At 70.7% G+C, this 20,557-nt stretch carries 28 protein-coding genes; 15 read left to right on the top strand and 13 right to left on the bottom strand.

All coding sequences use genetic code 11. From position 1 onward, the window contains the following. Positions 1–87 precede the first annotated feature (87 nt). Positions 88–807 (bottom strand): hypothetical protein, encoded by a 720-nt coding sequence (locus MNOD_RS28065; RefSeq protein ID WP_015932359.1) that lies wholly within the window; start codon positions 805–807, stop codon positions 88–90. Positions 808–976: 169 nt separating this feature from the next. On the opposite strand from MNOD_RS28065, the gene MNOD_RS28060 reads away from it, so the two are divergent. The 3 genes from MNOD_RS28060 to MNOD_RS47195 all read left to right on the top strand — a co-directional run bounded on the left by MNOD_RS28060 (position 977) and on the right by MNOD_RS47195 (position 1,848). After that, the gene (locus tag MNOD_RS28060; RefSeq protein ID WP_015932358.1) at positions 977–1,276 is read left to right on the top strand and encodes a hypothetical protein; all 300 of its coding nucleotides are present in this window, start codon (positions 977–979) and stop codon (positions 1,274–1,276) included. Between the two features lie 155 nt (positions 1,277–1,431). Further along, positions 1,432–1,623 (top strand): DUF4349 domain-containing protein, encoded by a 192-nt coding sequence (locus MNOD_RS28055; RefSeq protein WP_015932357.1) that lies wholly within the window; start codon positions 1,432–1,434, stop codon positions 1,621–1,623. 69 nt (positions 1,624–1,692) lie between these two features. After that, the gene (locus MNOD_RS47195; RefSeq protein WP_015932356.1) at positions 1,693–1,848 is read left to right on the top strand and encodes a hypothetical protein; all 156 of its coding nucleotides are present in this window, start codon (positions 1,693–1,695) and stop codon (positions 1,846–1,848) included. On the opposite strand, the gene MNOD_RS28050 is transcribed toward MNOD_RS47195, so the two are convergent. Both MNOD_RS28050 and MNOD_RS28045 read right to left on the bottom strand, forming a co-directional pair. Next, the gene (locus tag MNOD_RS28050) at positions 1,817–2,149 is read right to left on the bottom strand and encodes a hypothetical protein (protein ID WP_015932355.1); all 333 of its coding nucleotides are present in this window, start codon (positions 2,147–2,149) and stop codon (positions 1,817–1,819) included. The two genes, MNOD_RS47195 and MNOD_RS28050, sit on opposite strands and share 32 nt — an antisense overlap. Next, a complete protein-coding gene (locus MNOD_RS28045) occupies positions 2,146–2,331 on the bottom strand; it encodes a hypothetical protein (protein WP_015932354.1) in 186 nt (61 codons plus the stop codon). Before MNOD_RS28045 ends, MNOD_RS28050 begins: the two co-directional genes overlap by 4 nt. Before the next feature lie 85 nt (positions 2,332–2,416). Between MNOD_RS28045 and MNOD_RS50110 the strand changes: the two genes are divergently transcribed. The 6 genes from MNOD_RS50110 (at position 2,417) to tam (ending at position 6,707) form a co-directional block, all read left to right on the top strand. After that, a complete protein-coding gene (locus MNOD_RS50110) occupies positions 2,417–2,551 on the top strand; it encodes a hypothetical protein (RefSeq protein ID WP_015932353.1) in 135 nt (44 codons plus the stop codon). 576 nt (positions 2,552–3,127) lie between these two features. Next, positions 3,128–3,919 (top strand): class II glutamine amidotransferase, encoded by a 792-nt coding sequence (locus tag MNOD_RS28040; RefSeq protein ID WP_015932352.1) that lies wholly within the window; start codon positions 3,128–3,130, stop codon positions 3,917–3,919. Between the two features lie 124 nt (positions 3,920–4,043). Further along, on the top strand, positions 4,044–4,781 hold the full coding sequence (locus MNOD_RS28035) for a sigma-70 family RNA polymerase sigma factor (RefSeq protein WP_425277519.1): 738 nt from the start codon (positions 4,044–4,046) through the stop codon (positions 4,779–4,781). 195 nt (positions 4,782–4,976) lie between these two features. Next, entirely contained in the window at positions 4,977–5,390 is a 414-nt protein-coding gene (locus MNOD_RS28030) for a DUF1236 domain-containing protein (protein ID WP_015932350.1), read from the top strand. 114 nt (positions 5,391–5,504) lie between these two features. Next, positions 5,505–5,759 carry a hypothetical protein gene (locus MNOD_RS28025; protein WP_015932349.1) on the top strand — a complete coding sequence of 85 codons (255 nt, stop codon included), beginning with the start codon at positions 5,505–5,507 and terminating at the stop codon, positions 5,757–5,759. Positions 5,760–5,930: 171 nt separating this feature from the next. Continuing rightward, positions 5,931–6,707, top strand: a complete 777-nt coding sequence (gene tam / locus MNOD_RS28020) for a trans-aconitate 2-methyltransferase (RefSeq protein ID WP_015932348.1) — start codon at positions 5,931–5,933, stop codon at positions 6,705–6,707. 172 nt (positions 6,708–6,879) lie between these two features. Here the strand turns inward: tam and MNOD_RS28015 are convergent, their stop codons facing one another. From MNOD_RS28015 to MNOD_RS28000, 4 genes are all read right to left on the bottom strand, one after another. Further along, the gene (locus tag MNOD_RS28015; RefSeq protein WP_015932347.1) at positions 6,880–7,599 is read right to left on the bottom strand and encodes an LptA/OstA family protein; all 720 of its coding nucleotides are present in this window, start codon (positions 7,597–7,599) and stop codon (positions 6,880–6,882) included. After that, positions 7,596–8,333 carry an LPS export ABC transporter periplasmic protein LptC gene (gene lptC / locus MNOD_RS28010; protein ID WP_244424579.1) on the bottom strand — a complete coding sequence of 246 codons (738 nt, stop codon included), beginning with the start codon at positions 8,331–8,333 and terminating at the stop codon, positions 7,596–7,598. Before lptC ends, MNOD_RS28015 begins: the two co-directional genes overlap by 4 nt. 101 nt (positions 8,334–8,434) lie before the next feature. After that, entirely contained in the window at positions 8,435–9,049 is a 615-nt protein-coding gene (locus MNOD_RS28005) for a ribonuclease D (RefSeq protein WP_015932345.1), read from the bottom strand. A gap of 91 nt (positions 9,050–9,140) precedes the next feature. Further along, the gene (locus MNOD_RS28000) at positions 9,141–9,530 is read right to left on the bottom strand and encodes a ComEA family DNA-binding protein (RefSeq protein WP_015932344.1); all 390 of its coding nucleotides are present in this window, start codon (positions 9,528–9,530) and stop codon (positions 9,141–9,143) included. Positions 9,531–9,763: 233 nt separating this feature from the next. Between MNOD_RS28000 and rpmF the strand changes: the two genes are divergently transcribed. After that, positions 9,764–9,949, top strand: a complete 186-nt coding sequence (gene rpmF / locus MNOD_RS27995; RefSeq protein WP_012334986.1) for a 50S ribosomal protein L32 — start codon at positions 9,764–9,766, stop codon at positions 9,947–9,949. Between the two features lie 197 nt (positions 9,950–10,146). Here rpmF and MNOD_RS27990 read toward each other — a convergent pair whose 3' ends face one another. Next, the gene (locus tag MNOD_RS27990; protein WP_015932343.1) at positions 10,147–10,362 is read right to left on the bottom strand and encodes a hypothetical protein; all 216 of its coding nucleotides are present in this window, start codon (positions 10,360–10,362) and stop codon (positions 10,147–10,149) included. 66 nt (positions 10,363–10,428) lie between these two features. Continuing rightward, positions 10,429–11,037, bottom strand: a complete 609-nt coding sequence (phaR, locus tag MNOD_RS27985; RefSeq protein WP_015932342.1) for a polyhydroxyalkanoate synthesis repressor PhaR — start codon at positions 11,035–11,037, stop codon at positions 10,429–10,431. Between the two features lie 246 nt (positions 11,038–11,283). Between phaR and MNOD_RS27980 the strand changes: the two genes are divergently transcribed. The 4 genes from MNOD_RS27980 to MNOD_RS27965 all read left to right on the top strand — a co-directional run bounded on the left by MNOD_RS27980 (position 11,284) and on the right by MNOD_RS27965 (position 15,139). Then, positions 11,284–12,465: an acetyl-CoA C-acetyltransferase gene (locus tag MNOD_RS27980; protein WP_015931278.1), complete on the top strand. Its 1,182-nt coding sequence runs from the start codon at positions 11,284–11,286 to the stop codon at positions 12,463–12,465. 215 nt (positions 12,466–12,680) lie between these two features. After that, on the top strand, positions 12,681–13,409 hold the full coding sequence (gene phbB / locus MNOD_RS27975) for an acetoacetyl-CoA reductase (RefSeq protein ID WP_015931277.1): 729 nt from the start codon (positions 12,681–12,683) through the stop codon (positions 13,407–13,409). A 217-nt stretch (positions 13,410–13,626) separates the two neighbouring features. Continuing rightward, positions 13,627–14,400 carry a ferredoxin--NADP reductase gene (locus MNOD_RS27970; RefSeq protein ID WP_015932341.1) on the top strand — a complete coding sequence of 258 codons (774 nt, stop codon included), beginning with the start codon at positions 13,627–13,629 and terminating at the stop codon, positions 14,398–14,400. Positions 14,401–14,413: 13 nt separating this feature from the next. Beyond that, on the top strand, positions 14,414–15,139 hold the full coding sequence (locus tag MNOD_RS27965) for an aspartate/glutamate racemase family protein (protein WP_015932340.1): 726 nt from the start codon (positions 14,414–14,416) through the stop codon (positions 15,137–15,139). Between the two features lie 20 nt (positions 15,140–15,159). Here MNOD_RS27965 and MNOD_RS27960 read toward each other — a convergent pair whose 3' ends face one another. The 4 genes from MNOD_RS27960 to MNOD_RS27945 all read right to left on the bottom strand — a co-directional run bounded on the left by MNOD_RS27960 (position 15,160) and on the right by MNOD_RS27945 (position 19,838). After that, complete coding sequence (locus MNOD_RS27960) at positions 15,160–15,591, bottom strand: hypothetical protein (protein ID WP_015932339.1); 432 nt, start codon at positions 15,589–15,591, stop codon at positions 15,160–15,162. Positions 15,592–15,928: 337 nt separating this feature from the next. Then, positions 15,929–17,410 carry a M48 family metalloprotease gene (locus MNOD_RS45815; protein WP_015932338.1) on the bottom strand — a complete coding sequence of 494 codons (1,482 nt, stop codon included), beginning with the start codon at positions 17,408–17,410 and terminating at the stop codon, positions 15,929–15,931. A 5-nt stretch (positions 17,411–17,415) separates the two neighbouring features. Then, positions 17,416–18,330, bottom strand: coding sequence for a hypothetical protein (locus tag MNOD_RS45810; protein ID WP_015932337.1), 915 nt, complete (start codon positions 18,328–18,330; stop codon positions 17,416–17,418). 308 nt (positions 18,331–18,638) lie between these two features. Beyond that, on the bottom strand, positions 18,639–19,838 hold the full coding sequence (locus MNOD_RS27945) for an acyltransferase family protein (RefSeq protein ID WP_015932336.1): 1,200 nt from the start codon (positions 19,836–19,838) through the stop codon (positions 18,639–18,641). Positions 19,839–20,046: 208 nt separating this feature from the next. Between MNOD_RS27945 and MNOD_RS27940 the strand changes: the two genes are divergently transcribed. Continuing rightward, the gene (locus tag MNOD_RS27940; RefSeq protein ID WP_015932335.1) at positions 20,047–20,496 is read left to right on the top strand and encodes a helix-turn-helix domain-containing protein; all 450 of its coding nucleotides are present in this window, start codon (positions 20,047–20,049) and stop codon (positions 20,494–20,496) included. Positions 20,497–20,557: the final 61 nt, after the last annotated feature.

The raw sequence follows: 20,557 nt of genomic DNA, 5'->3' as shown, positions 1-20,557 counted from the left end.
AGCCGTCCGGTTGGCGACGCTAGAGCATTTTCCGGCGAAGGGGAAACCGGTCCCGCGACGGCAACGAGCCGGGACCGGAGATCCGGATCAGTCTCCGCGTCGGTCGGACCGGATGCCGATCTCGTGGTCGTGCAATCCGTGATCGCTCTGCGAGGCCTGAGCTACGCGCCCCGGCCGCGCCCCTGGCGGGGAGATGGTCCCGTCGGCCGGCAGGATGGCCCCCGCCTTGGTGATCTCTTGCATCTGGCTTTGCGGCGTGAGCATCGCGTAGGCGGTCAACCCCACGTCGATGGCGAGCAGCAGGACGATTGCTGCGAGCAGACCGGCGATGACCGCCTGTCCGCGGGTATCGAAGAGCGGCGCTGCCGGGCGCGCCGGCGGCGCGATCTCCGGCGGGTGCGGGAGCGGGAAGACCGGCGGATCCGGCGGGGGTGCGTCGTTGCGGAATTCGAAGACCGGCCGGTAACCCCCGACCGGAACGTGGATGCGGACCGGCCAGGCGACGCCATCCTGGCCCTGGGCCTCCTCGAGGGCCCGACGCAGGCGGCCGGCCTCCACCCGCACGCTCGGATCGTTGGTCGGGTCGAAGCTCGTCGAGCGGCTGAGCGCCCGCGTGGCGATCGTATAGGCCTTGATCGCCTCGCCACGCCCGGCCAGCTCCTCCTCGACGACGAAGGTCAGGAAGGCGGCGAGCTTGGGAGAGCGCCGGAACGTTTGGGTCTGAAGGCAGCGCGCCAGAGCACGGCGGATCGCCGCCTCGCTCGCGCTGACCGTGCTGACCGTGTTCACCGCCTCGGCATTGATCATTCCGCTTCACCGGTTCGGTGCACCCCTCGAGCGGCGTAATTATTTATTCGATGATGCGGCGCGTCTAGACCTAACGTCGGAGCCAGGGGGCCTGCGCACGCCTTTCGTCTTAAGACTCTGCTAACCCTATCGGCTGAAGCTGGAGGTCCCGAACCCCTGGAGGTGGCCCATGGCTCAGAATCAGGTCCGGCCTATGCCCAAGGCCTTCGCGCATTATCCGATTCCGATCGAACTGCTGGCGGCGTTGCACCGCGCGAGCGAGTCGGATGTCGATGCGCTGGTCGCTCGGGTTCCGGAGACCGGTCGGGCGCGGCTCGCCGCCTACTGCACCGACAAGGATCACCTCCACCAGCTCGGCCTGCGCATTGCCGGGACTTGCGACGAAGCGGCGCTCGTGCGGGTGGTGGGCCCGGATGCGGGGGCAAGCCTCTACGCCCAGTCGCGGCCCCAGCAGGCCCTGCCGGCCTGACGAGGGATGATTCGCCGCGTCCGGCTTCCGCGCGGCCCCGATTTTCCCGATGTCAAGTCCTCGGCGGGTTCCCCCATGGAGCCTGCCGGCGCCTGGGCCGTTGTTCCGGTTCGAGAGGCCGGAGTGCGGTGCTCCGGCCGAGCCAAGGGTGACCCATGTCGGCCCGAACCCCCGAAGAAGCCCGTGCCCAGATCAGCTTTGCCCTGACGGCGAAGCGCGAATCGTTGCGCGCCGCCCTGCATGCGGCCGAATCCGCCCCCGACGATGCGGCGGCGCGGCGGGAGATGGATCGCCTGCGGGACGATATCGAGCGGCTGGAAATGCAGCTGCGCGGCGTCGGGCCCTGACGCAACACGCGGCGCAATCCTCCCGAAACAGCCGGGCTCTACACGGGCAGCGACGCGACGGAGGGGTCGATGCGCTACCTGTTCGAGGATCTCGCCTTCCTGCTGAAGCTCACGCTGGTCGCGAGCTGCGGCCTGTGGCTCGTCGGCGCCCGGGCGGCCGATGCCCCGTCGGTGCGGGGGAGCGCGCCTGCCGTCACGGCGTCGAGCCCCGCTCCAGCCCGCTGAGGGCCGCGAGCGCCCTGTCGCATGCCGCCTCCGGCAACTGCGAGGCGAGGGCCACCGCGTCGTTGAAGGCGGGCAGGAAGCGGTCCTGCCACTGGGCTTGCCCGACCGCGCGGCGCATGCGCTCGGACGCCGCCTGAGCGGCGCGCCGGGTGTCCGCCTCCGGGGCGCCGCAGGCCATCGCCCGCCCGACGATGCCGCCCTGCCGTTCGCCCTCGACATGCGGCAGGACCAGGGCCCGCTCCTCGCCCGCAGCCGATCCCGCCACGACGAGGACCCCGAAGAGCGCGCTCGCGGTCCTCACGGGCGCGGCCATCCCTTCAGATAGCCCTTCAGTCGCAAGTACTCGGCGAGGATGGTGCAGATCGCCTGACCGCGGCTCAGCTGCTCCACGGCCGCGAACTCGGTCAGCGCAGCCGCGACCTCGTCCGGGATATGGAACGCCTCTTCCTGGGTCATCTCGTCGGTCTGTTCAGGATCGGCCATCGCGTGTCTCCGCCTCAGCCTGCCGAACCGCGGCGCAGCCGACGTCGTTCCCGCGGATTCGCGCCGTGCTCCGGATGAGGTCGGGATGGTCGCGTCGGAGATCGCCTCGATGGGGCACTGGGCCGATGGCGCCGCCACCCCGGCTCAAGCGGGGCACCTTTTGATCGACGATTTCCAGCAGGATGGCAAGGTCCCGGGAATCGTCCGCGTCTTCGATTGACCCAGGGGGCAGTCGCGGAGCGCTGCGTCCGTGCGAAGGGTCTTTCCGCACGGCCATGACGGGCGTGGTGGCATCGTCGCCAAGGCGGTCACCTTGCTCGCACTCCGTCATGCCGACGGCCCGAGTTGCGGACGCATCGGGCCGTTGGTCTGAGTTCACCACCGGCTTTGTCGACCCTGACGGCTGAATGAGCGCTCCCGTCTGTGGCAGCCAACCCAGCCCTCATGCTGAGGGGCTCCTGATGATCGAAGATCGCCGGCGCCTCGGCATGAGGAGCGAGCGGCTTCCACGCACCTCAGTTTCTGTTTGTCGCGCCACACCTTCGCGGTGGGTCGGGCGCGATGCGCATCGGCATGGCCGCGCCCCTGCCGGTGCGCGCCCGTCTGCATCCATTATTTTTTGCTTGATCTCCAGGGTAAAGGAACTGTTTTGAGTACAGGATGGGATTCCGCTGAAGCGGCGCCGCACGGGGATTGCGCGCCCGGCATGCTTTCGGGAAGAGTGCCAACCCCCGTTCGGGCCGCTCTCGCGCGGCTCCGGCCGGCTCCGCCGTCCCCTCCTCGTCAGGTCCGCGCGATGTGCGAATTGCTCGGCATGAGCGCGAATGTGCCCACCGATATCCGCTTCAGCTTCGCCGGGCTTGCCCGCCGCGGCGGCGAGACCGGGCCGCACGGGGACGGCTGGGGCATCGCCTTCTACGAGGGGCGGGGCTGCCGCAGCTTCCACGACCCGCAGGCGAGTGCCCGCTCCGAGATTGCGCGGCTGATCCGCCAGTACCCGATCAAGAGCCGCATCGTGGTGGCGCATGTGCGCCGGGCGAATCGGGGCCGGGTCTCCCTGGAGAACACGCACCCGTTCAGCCGCGAGCTGTGGGGCCGCACCTTCACCTTCGCCCATAACGGCCAGCTCAAGGGCGTGAAGCGCCTCCCCCTCGGGCGCTTCAAGCCGGTCGGCACCACGGACAGCGAGCATGCCTTCTGCTGGATGCTCGGGCGGCTCGAGGCGCGCTGGAAGACGCTGCCGCGCCCGACCGTGCTCGACGGGGCGGTGCGGGCGCTGTCGGCCGAACTGCACGCGCTCGGCGTGTTCAACATGCTGCTCACCGACAGCCGCACGCTCTACGCGCATTGCGGCAAGCGGCTCTGCTATCTCACGCGCCGGGCGCCGTTCGGCACCGCCACGCTGATCGACGAGGATTGGTGCGTGAACTTCTCCGAGGAGACCACGCCCGACGACATCGTCACGGTGGTGGCGACGCAGCCGCTCACCCGGGACGAGCGCTGGATCGACCTGACGCCCGGCACGGTGCTCGCCTTCCGCCTCGGGGTGCCGGACGGCGACGAGACGGGCGCGGCCGTCGGAGGCTGAGGGTGCGGTCGGGCTTTCCACGGCCGCGGCGCGACCCATCTCTTCGAGAGAAGTCCTCAGGATCTGTGCCATGATTCCGGTCCGGGAGGACATGCGGGAGCCCCCCGCCCCGTCGGCGAGCCAGATGCGGAAACCCATGACGCAGCAGGACCGAGCTCACGACCAGCCGACCGATCCTCGCCCCGGCCTGTCGGCCAGCATCCGCAGCCATCTCGGCAGCCAGTTGCGCGCCGCCTACGAGGCGCTCGGCGCCGAGGATCCGAGCGGCCGCTTCGCCGAGCTGATCGCGCGGCTCGAAGCGGCGCTGGCGGCGCAAGGAGAGGTGGTGCGGCCCGAGTTCCGCGACGGCTTGCTGCAGGCGGTGCCTTCCTTACGCGCCTTCGCCCTCTCGCTCACCAGCAACACCGCCCGGGCCGACGACCTCGTGCAGGACACCTTGCTCAAGGGCTGGCAGCACCGGGCGCGGTTCCAGCCCGGCACCAACCTGAATGCGTGGCTGTTCACCATCCTGCGCAACATCTTCTACTCGGATCACCGCAAGCGGGTGCGCGAGGTCGAGGACCAGGACGGCTCCTATGCGGCCCGCCTCGCCACCGCCCCGCACCAGGGCGACCGGCTCGACGTGGAGGATCTCCAGAGCGCCCTCGCCAAGCTGCCGCCGGACCAGCGCGAGGCGCTGGTGCTGGTGGGGGCCGAGGGCGTCTCCTACGAGGAGGCGGCGACGATCATGAACTGCAAGGTCGGCACGGTGAAGAGCCGCGTCAGCCGCGCCCGCAACCGCCTGGCCGAGCTCCTGGGCTACGACGAGGAGGATCTCGGCACCGACCGGCTGATCCAGTCGGCCATGCCGAAGGACGGCTGAGGGTTTTTCGAACCCTCCAGGGGTTTTTCGAACCATCCAGAGCCTTCGGATCGAAGAGGAAATCTCCCTCGATCGAGCCGATTCCGTGATCCGGGCCGGATCACGGCTGAACCGTTTCGCGCGTCGCGGCGTTACCCCCGCCGAAACCCGCTCCGCTCGACCGGGGTGGACCGAACCGAAACGGAGAGTGTTTCCATGAAGACCAAGACGCTTCTGGCTGCGGCTGCCCTCGCCTTCACCCTGCCGATGACCGCCCAGGCCCAGGGCCTCGTCCGGGGCGCCGAGCGCGGTGCGCAGGAAGGTGCGGATGCGGCCGGCCCGATCGGCGGCATCGTCGGCGGCGCCGTGGGCGCGGCGACGGGCGCGGTCGGCGGCCTCCTTGGCGTCGATGATCGTCCGCGCTTCCGCGAATACGTCACCAGCCGCCGCGTGCGCTCCTACGACTATGACGGCGACGTCCGCGTCGGTGCCGTGCTGCCCTCCTCGGGCGTGACCTACTACGAGGTGCCCTCCGAATACGGGGTGCGCGGTCGCCGCTACACGATCGTCAACGACCGCGTCGTGCTGGTCGATCCGGGCAGCCACCGCATCGTGCAGGTGATCGAGTAAGGTGTCTTCTCGGGCGCCGCGCGACGGCGCCCCCACGGCAGCCCCGGCCCGTCACCCGATGGCCGGGGCTTCCCGTGTCCTCTTGCAATCATGCCACCGGGATCCGGGCCAGAGATGAACGACGAATCCGACCAGCCCGCGCTGCCGCCGCGCGTGCGCGAGCATCTCGCCCGGCAATTGCGCGCCACCTACAACCGGCGAGCCGAAAAGCCGGACTATCTCGGCGACCCGGGCCTGCCGCCGGATTTCGATCCGCAGCTGCGCCGCCTCGAGCGGCGCCTGAAGGCGCAGGAGGCCGGCACCGAGGCGGTCGAGGCGGCTTTGCGCGAGATCGGGCGGGGCGGCCCGGCGGAGCCGGAGGCGCGCTGAGAGGGCGGCTTTCCGCGGGTCCGCTCTCCGGCTGGAGCCGCGCCCGACCCCGTTGGGTCGGTCACGCCTCTCGGCCCTTGGTCTGACGCGCTTCTTTACGCCGAACCGGCATCCACTTCGGCGAAGAGTGCTCTAAGGTTCTGTCGGAACAGGGGAAGCCCGGAGCGCGCCATGGCGGATTGGGATGCCGCGCAGTACCTCAAATTCGCCGACGAGCGGACGCGGCCGGCCGCCGACCTGCTTGCCCGGGTGCCGCTCGCGGCGCCCGCCCGCGTCGTCGACCTCGGTTGCGGCCCCGGCAACAGCACGGAGCTTCTCGTCGCGCGCTATCCGGAAGCGGCGATCCTGGGCCTCGACACCTCGCCGGGGATGCTGGCGGAGGCGCGCAGGCGCCTGCCCGGCGTCGCCTTCGAGCAGGCGGACGTGGCGAGCCTCAATCCCGAGCCGCCGCCGGACCTCCTCTTCGCCAACGCGGTGCTGCAGTGGCTGCCCCACCATGCGAGCCTCCTGCCGCGCCTCGCGCGCAGCCTTGCGCCCGGCGGCTGCCTCGCGGTGCAGATGCCGGACAACCTGGAGGAGCCGTCGCATCGGCTGATGCGCCGCGTCGCGGGCGAGCCGCCCTTCGCGGCGCGGCTTGCCGCCGCCGCGGCCTCCCGCACCCGGATCGCCAGCTTCTCCGAATACGATGCGTGGCTCACGGCGGCGGGCTGCACCGTCGACATCTGGCGCACCACCTACGTCCATGCCCTGGCCGGCCACCGCGGCATCGTCGAATGGGTGCGGGGCACGGGCCTGCGCCCCTTCCTCGATCCGCTCGATGCCGAGGCGCAGGCGGAGTTCCTCGCCCGCTACGAGGCGGCTCTGGCGGAGGCCTATCCGCCGCAAGCAGACGGCCGCGTGCTCCTGCCCTTCCCACGCCTGTTCCTGGTGGCGCGGCGGACCCGGTAGGCTTGCGGGATCATACCAACGGGCATTTCCATGTGACCGTTGGTTCCGCTCTCGCATTGTCGCCAAGCCTGTGGCTTGGTGTCGACCATTCGAGATGGGTCGACGGCCCGCTGCGTGAGCATGCGCGGCAGCACCTGCTGCCTCGGCAGCCTGGGCCGTTGGGATCAGACTGTCAGTTGGCCTGCGCCCGCGGCTTGGGCGCGGGCTTCCCGGCCTGTGCGGGCGGCTGCGGGCAGCCGGCCTGCTTGCCCTGCTTCGCCTCGTCCTTGCCGCCCGGCACGAACATCGCCGAGACGCGCCCGCCCGCGGTCGGGTCCATGTTCGCCCGGCCGGTATTCATGTCGTAGACGAGGCGGTTGCCGCGGGTGACGTTCTGGCACTGGCTGAGCACCACGTTGCCCGTGAGGATCACCCGGTTCGCAGCCTTGTCGAACACGGCGTTGTCGCCGGTCGCCACCTGGTCCTTGTTCACCACCGTGACCGGGCCGGCGCAGACCACCTGCTTGATCGCGCCGCTGTCGGTCGGGTCGGCCGGCTTCGCATCCGACGTCTTGGCGTCCGGCGCCTTCCCGTCCGCCGGCTTGTCCGCCGACTTGGCCCCGTCCTTCGCGTCCTTGTCGCGGTTGCGCTGGTAGTGGACGGTCATGCTGGAGCAGCGGATGGTGCTCTCGCCCTGCACGGCCACGACGTTGCCGGCGAAGATCGCCTTGTTCTCGTGGTCGAACACGTCGAGGCGGTCCGCGTCGATCTTGATCGGCTCCTTGCCCGAGCTGCCGAAGGCGCCGAAGCCGGAATTGCGCTCCTTCTTGGGCGGCGCCGTCTCGCCGTGGAGGGCGGCCGGGGCGGCGAGGAGCAGGGCGGCGGCGAGCGCCGCGGTGAGGCGGGTGGTCACGGCTGATTGTCCTTCACCTCGGCCGAGGAGGTGCGCACCGGCGCCGCATCCGCCCCCGTCACGCCGCCATCGAACACCGTCTTGACGTTGCCGATGAACGAGATCGTCCGGCCGTTATCGACCACCTCGAGCCCGTCGGACCGGATGGTCCCGTTCGGCAGCGTCACGGTCACCGGCTCGCGGGAGTTCATGGTTCCGGCCTTGAAGTTCACCTGGGCGGAGCTGAGCCGCGCCTCCTGGCCCTTGTCGGTCCACAGCCGGATGCTGCGGCTCAGCTCCAGCGATTCCTTCTGCGTGTCGAACACGCCCGAGAGGGCCTCGAGATGGGACAGCGCCCCGGTCTCGTCGGCCTGCATGTGGCCCTTCATGTTCTGGAGTTCGATCACCGTGGGGCGGCGCACGTCCTGCAGCGCAGCCTTCGCGGTCACCTCGTAGGGCCGGCCGTCCTTGCCGCGATAGCCGGTGAGGCGGGGGCTCTCCATCGTCACCTTCGAGCCCGAGACGCTGACCTCGCCGAGGCTCACCGTCACGCCGAGGGCGCCGAACGGGTCGAGCCAGGTCACGGCGGCGACGGCGAGCACCGCCGCGGCGGAGCCGAGGGGAATCGCGAGGCGCAGGAAGCGCACCTGGGCGCTGTGGCGCTGCGCCCGCCGGTGCGCGCGCAGGCGCCGGGCATCGAGCGGCGTGACGCCGTGGCCCAGGGTCTCGACGGCTTCCATCACGGGGCTGGCCACCTGCAATCGCGCGCTCGGGCTTGAGATCCTGTCGGGAAAGGCGGGCCCGGACCCGCCCCATGCACCGCTCCGGTGTCGAAGTTGTGGCCGCCGTTGCGGCCTCAGCTATGGGCCAGGATGTCGACCTCGTCCCAGCCGAGGAGGTCGAGCCGCGCCCGCGTCGGCAGGAAGGCGAAGCAGGCCTCGGCCATGTCGGTGCGCTCCTCGCGGGCCAGCATGGCGTCGAGTTTGGCGCGCAGGGCGTGCAGGTGCAGCACGTCCGAGGCCGCGTAGTCGATCTGGGCCGGGGTCAGCGTGTCCGCGCCCCAGTCGGAGGATTGCTGCTGCTTCGAGAGCTCGACACCGAGCAGCTCGCGCACGAGGTCCTTGAGGCCGTGCCGGTCCGTGTAGGTGCGCGCGAGCCGCGAGGCGACCTTGGTGCAGTAGACCGGCCCGGGCATCACGCCGAGCCGGTGGTAGAGCACCGCGAGGTCGAAGCGCGCGTAGTGGAAGATCTTGGTGACCGCCGGATCCGTCAGCACCCGCTTGAGCACCACGGGCTCGGGGCCGATCTTCGGGATCTGCACCACGTCGGCCTCACCGTCGCCGTGGGAGATCTGCACCACGCAGAGGCGGTCGCGGTGAGGTTCGAGGCCGAGCGTCTCGGTATCGACCGCGATGGCCGGGCCCGGAACGTAATCGTCGGGCAGGTCACCGCAATGCAGGCGATGGGGCATGGGGGTTATCCGGACCTGGCGCCGCCTCGCGACCGGCGGCTCCCTGCGCGCCTAACACCCCCTCCCCCGACCGGCAAGGCGCCGGGGCGGCTCAGGTCTTCTGGCGGGCGACGATCCTGTCCTTGATGCCCTCGTAGACGTTCGACGGGATGATCTTCTTCGATACCAGCTCGTCCTTGCCGCGGTAGGGGCGGCCCTTGATGATCGCCTCGGCGCGGGCGGCGCCGATGCCCGGCAGGGCGTCCAGCTCTTCCTTGGTGGCGCTGTTGAGGTCGATGAGGGCGGGCTTGGCGGCCGGCGCCGTGCTCGGAGCGGCGGCCGGGGCCGGGGCGGGCTTGGTGGCCGGTGCCGGACTGGTCGGGGCCGGCTTGGTGGCCGGGGCGGGCGCGGGGGCCTGGGCCAGCGCGGGAGCTGCCGCGCCGAGGAGCGCCGCCACCGCGAGGGCGCGGCCGAGGCGGAAGAACGGACGGGTCTGAGTCATGGGACGGACCTCCGAGGGGTCGCTTGCGCCGGATTCTGGCCGGCCCGCGCATCAGGCGCCCTGCCGCTTGAACTGCGGCTTAACGGTACGGGCGGGCGGGCGAGAAATCCCGGCGACGGACTAGCCAGGGCCGTCCGGCCTCTGTATAAGCCGCGCTCCGATCAGATCTCAGGGTGCGCGGCGGCTCCGCCCGGGGCAGCCCTGCGCCCGTTTTGTTGCAAGAGATACCTGTCATGGCCGTTCCGAAGCGAAAGACCTCCCCGTCGCGGCGCGGCATGCGCCGCTCCGCCGATGCCCTCAAGGCCCCGACCTATGTCGAGGACAAGGATTCGGGCGAGCTGCGTCGTCCGCACCACATCGACCTGAAGACCGGCATGTATCGCGGCCGGCAGGTGCTGAAGGTCAAGACCGAGGCGTGAGCCGTAATACCAACGGTCATTTTCTTGTGACCGTTGGTTCCGCTCTCGAATTGCCGCCAAGCCTCTGACGAAGCCTGTGGCTTGGCGTCGACAAGTCGAGATGGGTCGACGGCCCGCTGCGTGAGCATGCGCGGCAGCACCCGCTGCGGCAGCAGCCTGAGCCGTTGGTATAAGGGGGCGGGCATCGCCCCTTTTTTTCAGCCCGTCCGCTTCGCCTCGGCTGCGTAGCGCTCGGAGGCTTCGCGGCTACGCCGCTGCCGGGACGGCCGCAGGTGGCCTGCCGGGCCGTCGATCAGCTGAACCAGGAAGGTCGCGAGCGGCCGGGCGGGCGCGGGCCGTGCGCGCCCGGGGGGTTCCGCTGCGGTGAGCGCCCGCGACGGCTCTGCCGGCGTCTCTGCCTCGGATCGGGACATCCCTCGGCCCTCCGCGTCGTCCGGCCCGTCAACCCGCAAGGCATGGGGCCGGTGCCGCAGCGGCCCTCACTTCTTGGCGAGAGCGTCGAGCCGGCTCTGCATCTCCAGCATCTGCCGGCGCAGGTCATCGAGTTCGCCCCGCGGGGTGGTCGGCGGGCTCGCCGGGGGCGGCGCCTCGGCCGGCGGCTTCTCCGCCGGCTGGCTGCCCGGCGGCGTGAAGGGCGTGAACATCTTCATGGCCTCGCTGAAGAAGGCCATGTTGGCGCGAACCTGCTCCTCCATGGCATGCTGGAAGGCGCTCGCCCCGAAGGTCTGGGACATCTTCTCGCGCAGGCCATTCTGCTCCTTGGCCAGATGGTCCATGGAGAATTCGAGATAGCTCGGCACCATCGCGCGCATGCTGTCGCCGTAGAAGCGGATCAGCTGGCGGAGGAACGCAACGGGGAGCAGATTTTCGGCGCCCGCCTTGTTCTCCTGCTCGAAGATAATCTGCGTCAGCACCGAGCGGGTGATGTCCTCGCCGGACTTGGCGTCGTAAACCACAAAATCCTCGCCAGCCTGCACCATCGCAGCAAGGTCTTCGAGGGTCACGTAGGTTGACGTGCCCGTATGGTAGAGACGCCGGTTGGCGTACTTCTTGATGACGGTGGGTGCTGACTTGCCGCTGTCCGCCATCTCGACGGGCTCTCCTCTGGGTCAACCTGCGGCCGGGGTGGGCCGCCGGTCCGGGTCCGCTGTTCCGCGAGTTTCCACTCCGAGACCTTAAGGCGTTCCTGTGCTGGCGAAAATAGCAATCTGCACGGCATCCACGCAAACCGTGCCTCGACACCACCGAGAGCCAGCTTGACTTCGCCCTGTCCAGGGCGTTCATCGACGTCAAACGCGCCGCGAGGCGCGGACGATCAACCGGTGGAGGTGCGCATGGCAGAGAAGCAGGACATCGTCATCGTGGGTGCGGCGCGGACGCCGGTCGGCTCGTTCAACGGCGCCTTTGCGACCCTGCCGGCCCACGAGCTCGGGGCGGTGGCGATCCGGGCGGCGCTGGAGCGGGCCAAGGTGGCGCCGGCGGAGGTGGACGAGGTGATCTTCGGCCAGGTGCTGACCGCCGGGGCGGGCCAGAACCCGGCCCGCCAGGCGGCGATAGCGGCCGGGATCCCGCAGGAGGCGACCGCCTGGGGCCTCAACCAGCTCTGCGGCTCGGGCCTGCGCACGGTGGCGATCGGCATGCAGCAGATCGCCAACGGCGACGCCAAGATCATCGTGGCGGGCGGCCAGGAATCGATGTCGATGGCGCCGCATGCCCAGCATCTGCGCGGCGGCCAGAAGATGGGCGACCTGGCCCTGATCGACACGATGCTGAAGGACGGCCTGATGGACGCCTTCAACGGCTACCACATGGGCAACACGGCCGAGAACATCGCCCAGAAGTGGCAGCTCACGCGCGAGGAGCAGGACGCGTTTGCGACCCGCTCGCAGAACAAGGCCGAGGCGGCCCGCAAGGCGGGCCGGTTCAAGGCCGAGATCGTGCCGGTCCCGGTCAAGACCCGCAAGGGCGAGGTGGTGGTCGAGGCCGACGAGTACATCCGGGAGGGGGCGACCGTGGAGGCGATGGCCAAGCTGCGGCCGGCCTTCGCGAAGGAGGGCACGGTCACGGCCGGCAACGCCTCGGGGATCAACGACGGGGCGGCCGCGCTGGTGCTGATGGCGGCGGCGGAGGCCGAGCGGCGCGGCCTGACCCCGCTGGCGCGGATCGTCTCCTGGGCGACCGCGGGGGTGGACCCGAAGATCATGGGCACCGGCCCGATCCCGGCCTCGCGCAAGGCGCTGGAGAAGGCCGGCTGGAGCGCGGCGGAGATCGACCTGATCGAGGCCAACGAGGCCTTTGCGGCTCAGGCGCTGGCGGTGAACAAGGAGCTGGGCTTCGACGACGCCAAGGTCAACGTGAACGGCGGCGCCATTGCGATCGGGCATCCGATCGGCGCCTCGGGCGCCCGGGTGCTGGTGACGCTGCTGCACGAGATGCAGCGCCGCGACGCCAAGAAGGGGCTGGCCACCCTCTGCATCGGCGGCGGCATGGGCGTCGCCATGTGCGTGGAACGCTGACCGGACCCGCCGCATGGGCAGCGGGGGCGGCGCGCCCTCCGGGAGGGCGTTTGCCCTCCGCAGGACGGGCGCGCCGGCGCGCCCGGATGCCCGGACGGGGTCCGACCGGCCTCCTCCCGGGCAGACGAAAAACCAAGCACGACGAGACGGCCGGGCCCTTCTCGAAGCGCCCGCGGGTCTCTAGGGAAGGAAACGCATCCGCAAGGAGAGGGGACATGGCAGAACGCGTTGCTCTGGTGACGGGCGGCACGCGCGGCATCGGCGCCGCCATCGCGAAGGGCCTGAAGGCGGCCGGCTACACGGTCGGGGCCAATTACGGCGGCAACGACGAGGCCGCCAACGCCTTCAAGGCCGAGACCGGGATCCCGGTGTTCAAGTTCGACGTGGGCGATGCGGCCGCCTGCGAGGCGGGCATCCGGGCGGCGGAGGCCGAGCTCGGGCCGATCGACATCCTGGTCAACAATGCGGGCATCACCCGGGACGGCATGTTCCACCGGATGAGCTTCGAGCAGTGGCAGGCGGTGATCCGCACCAACCTCGACTCGATGTTCACCTGCACCCGGCCGGTGATCGACGGCATGCGGGCGCGGGGCTTTGGCCGCATCATCCTGATCTCGTCGATCAACGGCCAGAAGGGGCAGATGGGCCAGACCAACTACTCGGCGGCCAAGGCCGGGGTGATCGGCTTTGCCAAGGCGCTGGCGCAGGAGAATGCCAATAAGGGCATCACCGTGAACGTGATCGCGCCCGGCTACATCGCCACCGAGATGGTCAAGGCGGTGCCCGAGGAGGTGCTCAAGAGCAAGATCCTGCCGCAGATCCCGGTCGGCCGGCTCGGCGAGGCCGAGGAGATCGCCCGCGCGGTCGAGTTCCTGGCCGGCGAGCAGGCGGGCTTCATCACCGGCTCCACCCTCACCATCAACGGCGGGCAGTACTTCCACTAAAAGCAGCGAGGCGGCGCCCCGGGCCCCTCCCCGCATGGCCGGGGCGGGGCGTCTCCGGTGCTCCGCCGCACCCGGGCGGAACGATTCCAGCAAGCAACCCTTTGCCGCACCGGTCTGACCGCCGTGCAGACCCGGTGCGTTGTCAGGCACCTTGACGGGTCTGCCGCCGGTGCGAGATGACCGGCGCCAAACGGTTGACCACCCAGGAATCGGCCCGATGAGCAACTTCAACGAGGAGCGTGTTCTGTCCGTGCATCACTGGACGGACACGCTCTTCAGCTTCCGCACGACCCGCGACCCGTCGTTCCGTTTCCGCAACGGCGAGTTCACGATGATCGGGCTGAAGAGCGACGGCAAGCCGCTGCTGCGCGCCTACAGCGTGGTCTCGGCCAATTACGAGGACGAGCTGGAGTTCTTCTCCATCAAGGTGCCCAACGGCCCGCTCACCTCGAAGCTGCAGCATCTCAAGGTCGGCGATCCGATCATCGTCAGCCGCAAGGCCACCGGCACGCTGGTCCTCGATAACCTGTTGCCGGGCAGGCACCTGTACCTGCTCGGCACCGGCACCGGGCTGGCGCCCTTCCTGTCGATCATCAAGGACCCGGAGACCTACGAGCGCTTCGAGAAGGTGGTGCTCGTGCATGGCTGCCGGCAGGTCCAGGAACTCGCCTATGGCGAGACGATCACGCAGGATCTGCCGAACCACGAGCTGATTGGCGAGATGGTGCGCACGCAGCTGATCTACTACCCGACGGTGACCCGCGAGCCGTTCCGCAACCGCGGCCGGATCACCGACCTGATCACCTCGGGCAAGCTGTTCGAGGATGTCGGCCTGCCGCCGATGACGATCGAGGCCGACCGCTTCATGCTGTGCGGCAGCCCGGACATGATCCGCGACACCCGCGAGCTCCTGAGCAGCCGCGGCTATATCGAGGGCAACCACGGCGAGGCCGGCCACTACGTCATCGAGAAGGCCTTCGTCGAGAAGTAGCCGCGGCCGGCCCGTGCGCCTCCTGCTCATCAACCCCAACACCTCTGTGACGGTGACCGATCTTGCCGCCGTGGCGGTGCGGCGGGTCCTGCCGGCGGTGGAGGTCCGCGCCGTGACGGGCCGGTTCGGCGGGCGCTACGTGGCGAGCCGGGCGACCTACGCCATCGCGGCCCATGCGGCCCTCGATGTGCTGGCCGAGCACGTGGCGGGCTGCGAGGCGGTCTACCTCGCCTGTTTCGGCGATCCCGGGCTCCTCGCCCTCAAGGAGGTCTCGCCGGTTCCGGTCGTCGGCATGGCGGAAGGCTCGCTTCACCTCGCCGGCACGCGGGGCCGGCGCATCGGCGTCGTCACGGGCGGCGCCGCCTGGAAGCCGATGCTCGAGGAATTCGCCGCGACCCTCGGTCTTGCCGGCCGCATCGCCGGCATCCGCACGATCGCGCCGACCGGGGCCGAGATCGCCCGCGATCCCGATGCGGCCCTCGCCCGCCTCGCCGCGGCCTGCCGGGCCTGCGCCGAGGAGGATGCTGCCGACGTGGTGGTGCTCGGCGGCGCGGCCCTGGCCGGCCTCGCGGCCCGGATCGCGCCGGAGGTGCCGGTGCCGGTCCTCTGCTCGGTCGAGGCCGGCGCCCGGATGGCGTTCGCCGCCGCGCAGCTGCAGGCCGGGCGTCCCCCGCCCCCCGCCATGGAGAGCGTCGGACTGGGGCCCGCGCTCGCGGATCTGCTGGCGAAGCCGGCCTGACCGGCTGACCGGCTGACCGGCTACTGCACGATCTTCGGGGCGGAGCCTTCGGGGGCGGGTGGCGCGCCGCCCGCGGGCGCCTGCGCGGCCGCCGGCAGCAGGATGCCCTTGGCGACGGTGCCCTCCGGCCCGTATTCGGTGGCGACGATGCGGCAGGCCGCGTCGCGGTTCGCCATCATCTGATTGGACATCAGCGTGAACATCGTCTGGACCTTGGCGCCGAACGGGCCGCGGGGCGGGCGCACGTCCTCGACCGCCACGTCGTAGCGCCCGAGCAGGGTTTCGAACGGGGCGACGCCGATCTGGTAGCCGCAGACATTCGCCGCCGCGAAGATGTAGGCGGCGGTCTCCAGCGCCCGGGGCGGCGGCGCGTTGCGGATCTGCTGGGCGGCGGCGCCGCTGGCGCCGAACAGGACGAGGCCGGCGAGCGCCGGGGCGAGACGGGATGGCATCGGGATTCCTCCGCGGGCGATGGCGGGCGCTGCTCTAAATAGAAACTGAGGTGCGTGGAAGCTGCCAAGCCCCTCATGCTGAGGTGCTCCGAAACGGCCCGGGCTGCTGCCGCAGCGGGTGCTGCCGCGCATGCTCACGCATCGGGCCGTCGACCCATCTCGAATTTCCGATGCCGAGCCAAAGGCTTTGTGGAGAGGCTTGGCGAAAATCCGAGAACGGAACCACCGGTCCTGTTCAAGGCCCGTTGGTATGAGGCCCCGCTCCGGTCCGCTGCAACAGGGCTGGGCCGCCCGTCCCGAGAAGCCCATGCGGCATCGCGGACCAGCGCGGGGGCGCCTATTCCACGATCAGCTTGTAGGGCTGCCCCGGCCGCAGGGTCGCGCCGCGGTCCAGGCCGTTCAGCACGAGGAAATAGTCGAGGCCGCGATCGCCCACCGCCATGCGGCGCCCCATCGCCTCGGCGCTCTCGCCCGGCCCGGCCGTCACGATCTGGATCCGCGCGGGCCTGAGGCGCCGCGCCTCCTCCGGCCCGACCGCCGCAAGGCTCGACAGCCAGCGGCCGAAGGCGGGCTCCGGATCCGTCGCGCCCCTGGCGGCCATGATCATCCGGAAGGTGTTGGTCCCGACGCGGACCGCAGCGAGACGGAAGAACCACTCCTTGCCCTTCGACACCGCCGTGACGGCCGGGAGGCCCTGGATCATGCGGTTCTCGAAGCTGCCGGTCTCGATCGCGTCGTTCCAGGTCGCCCGCAGCACGTCCTCCAGGCTCTGGCCCGCATGGGTCTCGACGGCGTCGAACAGGAGCCGGCGGCCTCCCTCCGGGGTGGTGCCGAGCACCGCCCGGGCGGTGTTCTCCAGGGCGAAGTTGTCCGGTGCCTCGAACGTGACGCCCAGGCGCGGATGGATGAAGCGGCGCCCGCGGACCAGCCCGTCGGCGGGATTGTCGCCGTAGGCGATGCCGTCGATGGCCGCCAGATATTGGGCGCGGTCGTCGGCTCCGAGGCCCGGCGCCCCGATGCGGCGCGCCGCCTGGGTCACCTGGGTGATGCGCTCGGGCGTGCTCGGATGCGTGGCGAGGAGATCCGGCTCGGTCGGGATGCCGCTGCCGGCTCGCAGCGCGGTGGCCCGGTTGAGGCTGTTGAGGAAGCGCGCGGCGCCGAACGGATCGTAGCCGGCCCGCGACAGGGTGCGCACGCCCGTCTGGTCCGCCTCGAATTCCTGCGAGCGCGAGAACTTGGCCAGCACGAAGCGCGACTGGTCCTGCAGCAGCGCGCCGGTCGCCGGGTCCTTGAGCACGTCGGCGACGACCTTGCTGACGAGTTCCGAGCGCAGCGCCATCTCGGTGCGGGCATTGGCGTGCCGCAGCGTGACATGGGCGATCTCATGCGCCAGCACTGCGGCGAGTTCCGAGGAGTCGTTGGCGAGAGCGAGGAGCCCGCGCGTCACGTAGAGCCGGCCGTTCGGCAGCGCGAAGGCGTTGACGGCGGGCGAATCGAGCAGCGTGACCGCGTAGGTCTCGTCGGGCCGCTCCGTCGCCTTCACGAGGCGGTCGGTGACGTCGCTGACGAGCCTCAGCGCGGCCGGCGCCCGATACTCGCCGCCGAAGGAGGCGACCAGCTTCGCGTGGTCGGCATCCGAGCCGCCGCGCTCGCGCCCGCCGGTGGTGCGCGGCGCCTCCGGGGGCACCGTCACGGCGACCGGGGTGAGCGCGCCGGTCTGTTCGCCCGCGCAGCCCGCCGCGACGAGGATGAGGACGAGGGCGGCGACGCGGCGCGTCGCGGCGGCCCCCGGCCATATACGCGTGAAGAGCCCGTTCATCGCGATCAACGGCGCTGCGCCCGCTCCTCGTCCAGCATCTCGATCGTCTCGGCTGCGCCCACGTCGAGGGTCGGTCCGCGCCAGAGCTCGACGAAGCCGCGAGCCCGCACGCGCCGTCCCCGAAGCGCAGCCGCCGTCAAACCACGTTCGAGCAGGATCCGCCAAGTGCGTTTCGACACCGTGACCGTCAGACCTTCCTCTCCGAAAGGGGCGAAGTTGAGGTAGGTCCGGCTGCGCCGCTCGCCCACGCTGCGCACCCGTCCCTCCGCCACCACGAATCGTCCCGCGCGCGCCGCGAGGCCGGCCGCATCCTCGGCGGGAAGCGGCGATTCGCTCGCCCACAGCCCGCGCCGCTCCCGCCGGGCCGCCGCCTCGACGGAGAGCAGCGCCGGCCGGCAGAGCCTATCTGATTCGCCCGCATCGACCAGGGCGAGCCCCGCGGTGAGGAGCCCGCCCGCGAGGTCGACCGGCTCCCCCTCCGTCGTCGCCGCGTCGAGGATCACCCGCTCCCAGCGATCGGGGGCGGGCTCCTCCCGGGTGGCGAGGCGGCGGCCCGTCAGCCCCGCGAGCCAGGCGCGCGCCGCCGCGGCGAGGGCCGGGTCCTCGGGCCAGCGCACCCCGTCGAGCCGCGCCCGGCGGCCCGAGGCGAGCACGAGGTCGCCCGAGGCCGCCACCGCCTCCAGCCGGTCCTCGCCCGCGACGCGGTGGCGGCAGCCCTCGCCGGCCGCAGGCCCCGCCAGGACGTCAGAATTCCCCGCCAGGACGCCAGAATTCCCCGCCAGGACGTCAGAATTCCCCGCCAGGACACCAGTTTGCCCCGCCAGGACCGCGCAGAGGCCCGCCAGGACGCCGGGAATGGCCCGCGCCCGTCCCTTCGCGCGGTCCGCCTGTTGGCTGCGCAGATCCGAGATGCTATGCAAGGCGCGTGGGTCTCCGTAGCTCAGCTGGACAGAGCACAGGTTTCCTGAACCGAATTGGGCGCCGCGCCGGGAAACTGCGCGGCGGATCCGCTCAAAGTCGGGGAAAGCGTCGATCTCGCGTCACGCCGATCCCGAGCCAAGCCCGGCCCTGCCGGGAAGGTGTAGAGACTAGACGGGCGGCACCTAAGGGCCTCGTGCCTACGGTGAAGGGATAGTCCAGACCACGAACGCCGGATGGCGGCGGCGAAAGCCGAAGTGGGATGAAACCTGGGGTCGCAGGTTCGAGCCCTGCCGGGGACGCCACGCCCTCATGCCGAATCGGACCGGACGGGTGACGCGGCTGGCCTTACGCCGAGCGACACCGGTGCGGCTTCGAATCGGCGCGGCGGCTGCTCCTGCCAGCGCCAGCTTCGCCCATAGGCGCTGATCGGCGCCTCGATGGTGCGCGTCAGCAACCAGCCGATTCCCACGCAGACCGGGAGCGCCGCGAGCGTCACGCCCCATTGCGCCGGCGTGGCGATATCGGGTTTGGCGTCCAGGATGAGCCCGTGCATCAGGCCGAGGATCGGCATGTGGGTGAGGTAGACGGCATAGGAGGTCGTGCCGAAGAAGCGGAGGACCGGCGCGTGCAGGCGGATCGCCTCGGGCGCGCCGCGCACCAGGGCGAGCAGGAAGTGTGCGCAGGCGAGCGACACGACGGCATGCCCCAGCGCGGCGAACAGCAGGCCGTCCTCGCCGCCGATGATCCGCAGCAGGGCGGTGGCCGCCAGCAGGAGCGGGACCGCGCCGCGCAGGAGGCCGTCGCGGCCGTCGAGGCGCGGCCTTCCCCCCGTGACCACGAGCGCAGCGAGCACGCCGCAGGCGAGGCCGTCCGCCCGGGTCGGCAGGAGCATGAGGGCGGCGAGGGTCCAGTCCGGCGCGAGACCGAGGATCGCCGCCCGGCTGCCGGCCGCGAGGAGCGCGACCGCGACGAGGGCGGCCGCGAGCTTCGGCCGCGGCACCAGCGCGAAGACGAGCGGGAGCAGCAGGTAGAAGTGCTCCTCGACGCCGAGCGTCCAGGTCGGTGCGAGCCATTCGGCGCCGACCCGGCCCGTCGCGACCATCAGGGCATTCTGGCTGAAGGTCAGGTAGGACCACAGCGGGAAGTGCTCCTCGTCCCGGGTCCAGGGGCGATCGAGCACCGCGAGGAGGCCGAACACGGCGACGACGCAGACCATGTAGATCGGCAGCGTCCGGCAGGCCCGGCGCACGAAGAACACCGTGAGGAAGTTCGCGTGGTGCCCCTTCTCCACGATGAGCTTGCCGACGAGGTAGCCGCTCAGGACGAAGAACATGTCGACGGCGATCCAGCCGAGCATCGCGATCCTGAAACCGTGCGGGACCTCGCCGAAGTAATGCGAGAGCACGACGAAGATCGTCATTACGCCGCGCAGGCCATCGAGGGCGAGCACGCGCCCGTCCTGGACGGGCCCCGGCTTCGGTTCAGCCGCATCGGCGGGTGAGGGCATCGGGCGAACCTCACGGAAGAGAGCGGCCGAGTGTCACTGAGGGCCGGTTGGCGGGCTGTTAACGTAGGTCCGCACCCGTCCGGGATCGGCTCGGCGAACGCTCCGTTCGGCCGAACGCCGGGCTTTTACCGGCCGTCAACCTTCGGGGAGCAACAATCCCGGCGTTTCCTCCGACGGCGCCGACCGCGCCCCTCTTCGGCGAGCCACCATGGCCGGCAAACCCGCGGACGCGCGTGACGTCCATATCGGCCAGCGCATCGAGCGGCTCCGCAAGCAGGCGAAGCTCTCCCGCGAGGCGCTGGCCCAACGCCTGGGCATCTCGGACTCGCAGTTCGGAAAATATGAGAAGGGGCTCAACCGCATGAGCGCAGCCGATCTCGACTTCGTCGGCCGGCTGTTCGACGTGCCGATCGGGTACTTCTTCGAGGGACTGCCCCGGGGCGAGGCAGCCGGGCCGGGCTTGGCCGAGCGGCCTCAGGCGGTGCTACTGGGCGAGGCGCCCTGGACGGATTTTGCGGGCGCGGTGGCGCGCGCCGCCGATGCGCACCTGGGAACCGAGGATCGCCAGCGGCTCGCCGCGGTGGTCAAGGCCCTCGACCGTGCCCTCCAGGACACGCCCCCGTTCGATAAAGAGAACACCTTCGGTCCTTCAGGTTGACCGCGGCTTTATCGGCTGCCACAACCCCATCGCGTCGAAACCCGGGCAGAGGATCGGACGG

The organism is Methylobacterium nodulans ORS 2060 (assembly GCF_000022085.1).
GTDB classification, from domain to species: domain Bacteria; phylum Pseudomonadota; class Alphaproteobacteria; order Rhizobiales; family Beijerinckiaceae; genus Methylobacterium; species Methylobacterium nodulans.
The sequence above is the reverse complement of the archived record's forward strand: the minus strand, read 5'-3'. Positions and strand labels throughout refer to the sequence as shown.

Coding starts and splice junctions, on each gene's coding strand:
- MNOD_RS28065 (WP_015932359.1), bottom strand. CDS start 807: ATGATCAATGCCGAGGCGGTGAACACGGTCAGCACGGTCAGCGCGAGC.
- MNOD_RS28060 (WP_015932358.1), top strand. CDS start 977: ATGGCTCAGAATCAGGTCCGGCCTATGCCCAAGGCCTTCGCGCATTAT.
- MNOD_RS28055 (WP_015932357.1), top strand. CDS start 1,432: ATGTCGGCCCGAACCCCCGAAGAAGCCCGTGCCCAGATCAGCTTTGCC.
- MNOD_RS47195 (WP_015932356.1), top strand. CDS start 1,693: ATGCGCTACCTGTTCGAGGATCTCGCCTTCCTGCTGAAGCTCACGCTG.
- MNOD_RS28045 (WP_015932354.1), bottom strand. CDS start 2,331: ATGGCCGATCCTGAACAGACCGACGAGATGACCCAGGAAGAGGCGTTC.
- MNOD_RS50110 (WP_015932353.1), top strand. CDS start 2,417: ATGGTCGCGTCGGAGATCGCCTCGATGGGGCACTGGGCCGATGGCGCC.
- MNOD_RS28040 (WP_015932352.1), top strand. CDS start 3,128: ATGTGCGAATTGCTCGGCATGAGCGCGAATGTGCCCACCGATATCCGC.
- MNOD_RS28035 (WP_425277519.1), top strand. CDS start 4,044: ATGCGGAAACCCATGACGCAGCAGGACCGAGCTCACGACCAGCCGACC.
- MNOD_RS28030 (WP_015932350.1), top strand. CDS start 4,977: ATGAAGACCAAGACGCTTCTGGCTGCGGCTGCCCTCGCCTTCACCCTG.
- MNOD_RS28025 (WP_015932349.1), top strand. CDS start 5,505: ATGAACGACGAATCCGACCAGCCCGCGCTGCCGCCGCGCGTGCGCGAG.
- tam (WP_015932348.1), top strand. CDS start 5,931: ATGGCGGATTGGGATGCCGCGCAGTACCTCAAATTCGCCGACGAGCGG.
- MNOD_RS28005 (WP_015932345.1), bottom strand. CDS start 9,049: ATGCCCCATCGCCTGCATTGCGGTGACCTGCCCGACGATTACGTTCCG.
- MNOD_RS28000 (WP_015932344.1), bottom strand. CDS start 9,530: ATGACTCAGACCCGTCCGTTCTTCCGCCTCGGCCGCGCCCTCGCGGTG.
- rpmF (WP_012334986.1), top strand. CDS start 9,764: ATGGCCGTTCCGAAGCGAAAGACCTCCCCGTCGCGGCGCGGCATGCGC.
- MNOD_RS27990 (WP_015932343.1), bottom strand. CDS start 10,362: ATGTCCCGATCCGAGGCAGAGACGCCGGCAGAGCCGTCGCGGGCGCTC.
- phaR (WP_015932342.1), bottom strand. CDS start 11,037: ATGGCGGACAGCGGCAAGTCAGCACCCACCGTCATCAAGAAGTACGCC.
- MNOD_RS27980 (WP_015931278.1), top strand. CDS start 11,284: ATGGCAGAGAAGCAGGACATCGTCATCGTGGGTGCGGCGCGGACGCCG.
- phbB (WP_015931277.1), top strand. CDS start 12,681: ATGGCAGAACGCGTTGCTCTGGTGACGGGCGGCACGCGCGGCATCGGC.
- MNOD_RS27970 (WP_015932341.1), top strand. CDS start 13,627: ATGAGCAACTTCAACGAGGAGCGTGTTCTGTCCGTGCATCACTGGACG.
- MNOD_RS27960 (WP_015932339.1), bottom strand. CDS start 15,591: ATGCCATCCCGTCTCGCCCCGGCGCTCGCCGGCCTCGTCCTGTTCGGC.
- MNOD_RS45815 (WP_015932338.1), bottom strand. CDS start 17,410: ATGAACGGGCTCTTCACGCGTATATGGCCGGGGGCCGCCGCGACGCGC.
- MNOD_RS27945 (WP_015932336.1), bottom strand. CDS start 19,838: ATGCCCTCACCCGCCGATGCGGCTGAACCGAAGCCGGGGCCCGTCCAG.
- MNOD_RS27940 (WP_015932335.1), top strand. CDS start 20,047: ATGGCCGGCAAACCCGCGGACGCGCGTGACGTCCATATCGGCCAGCGC.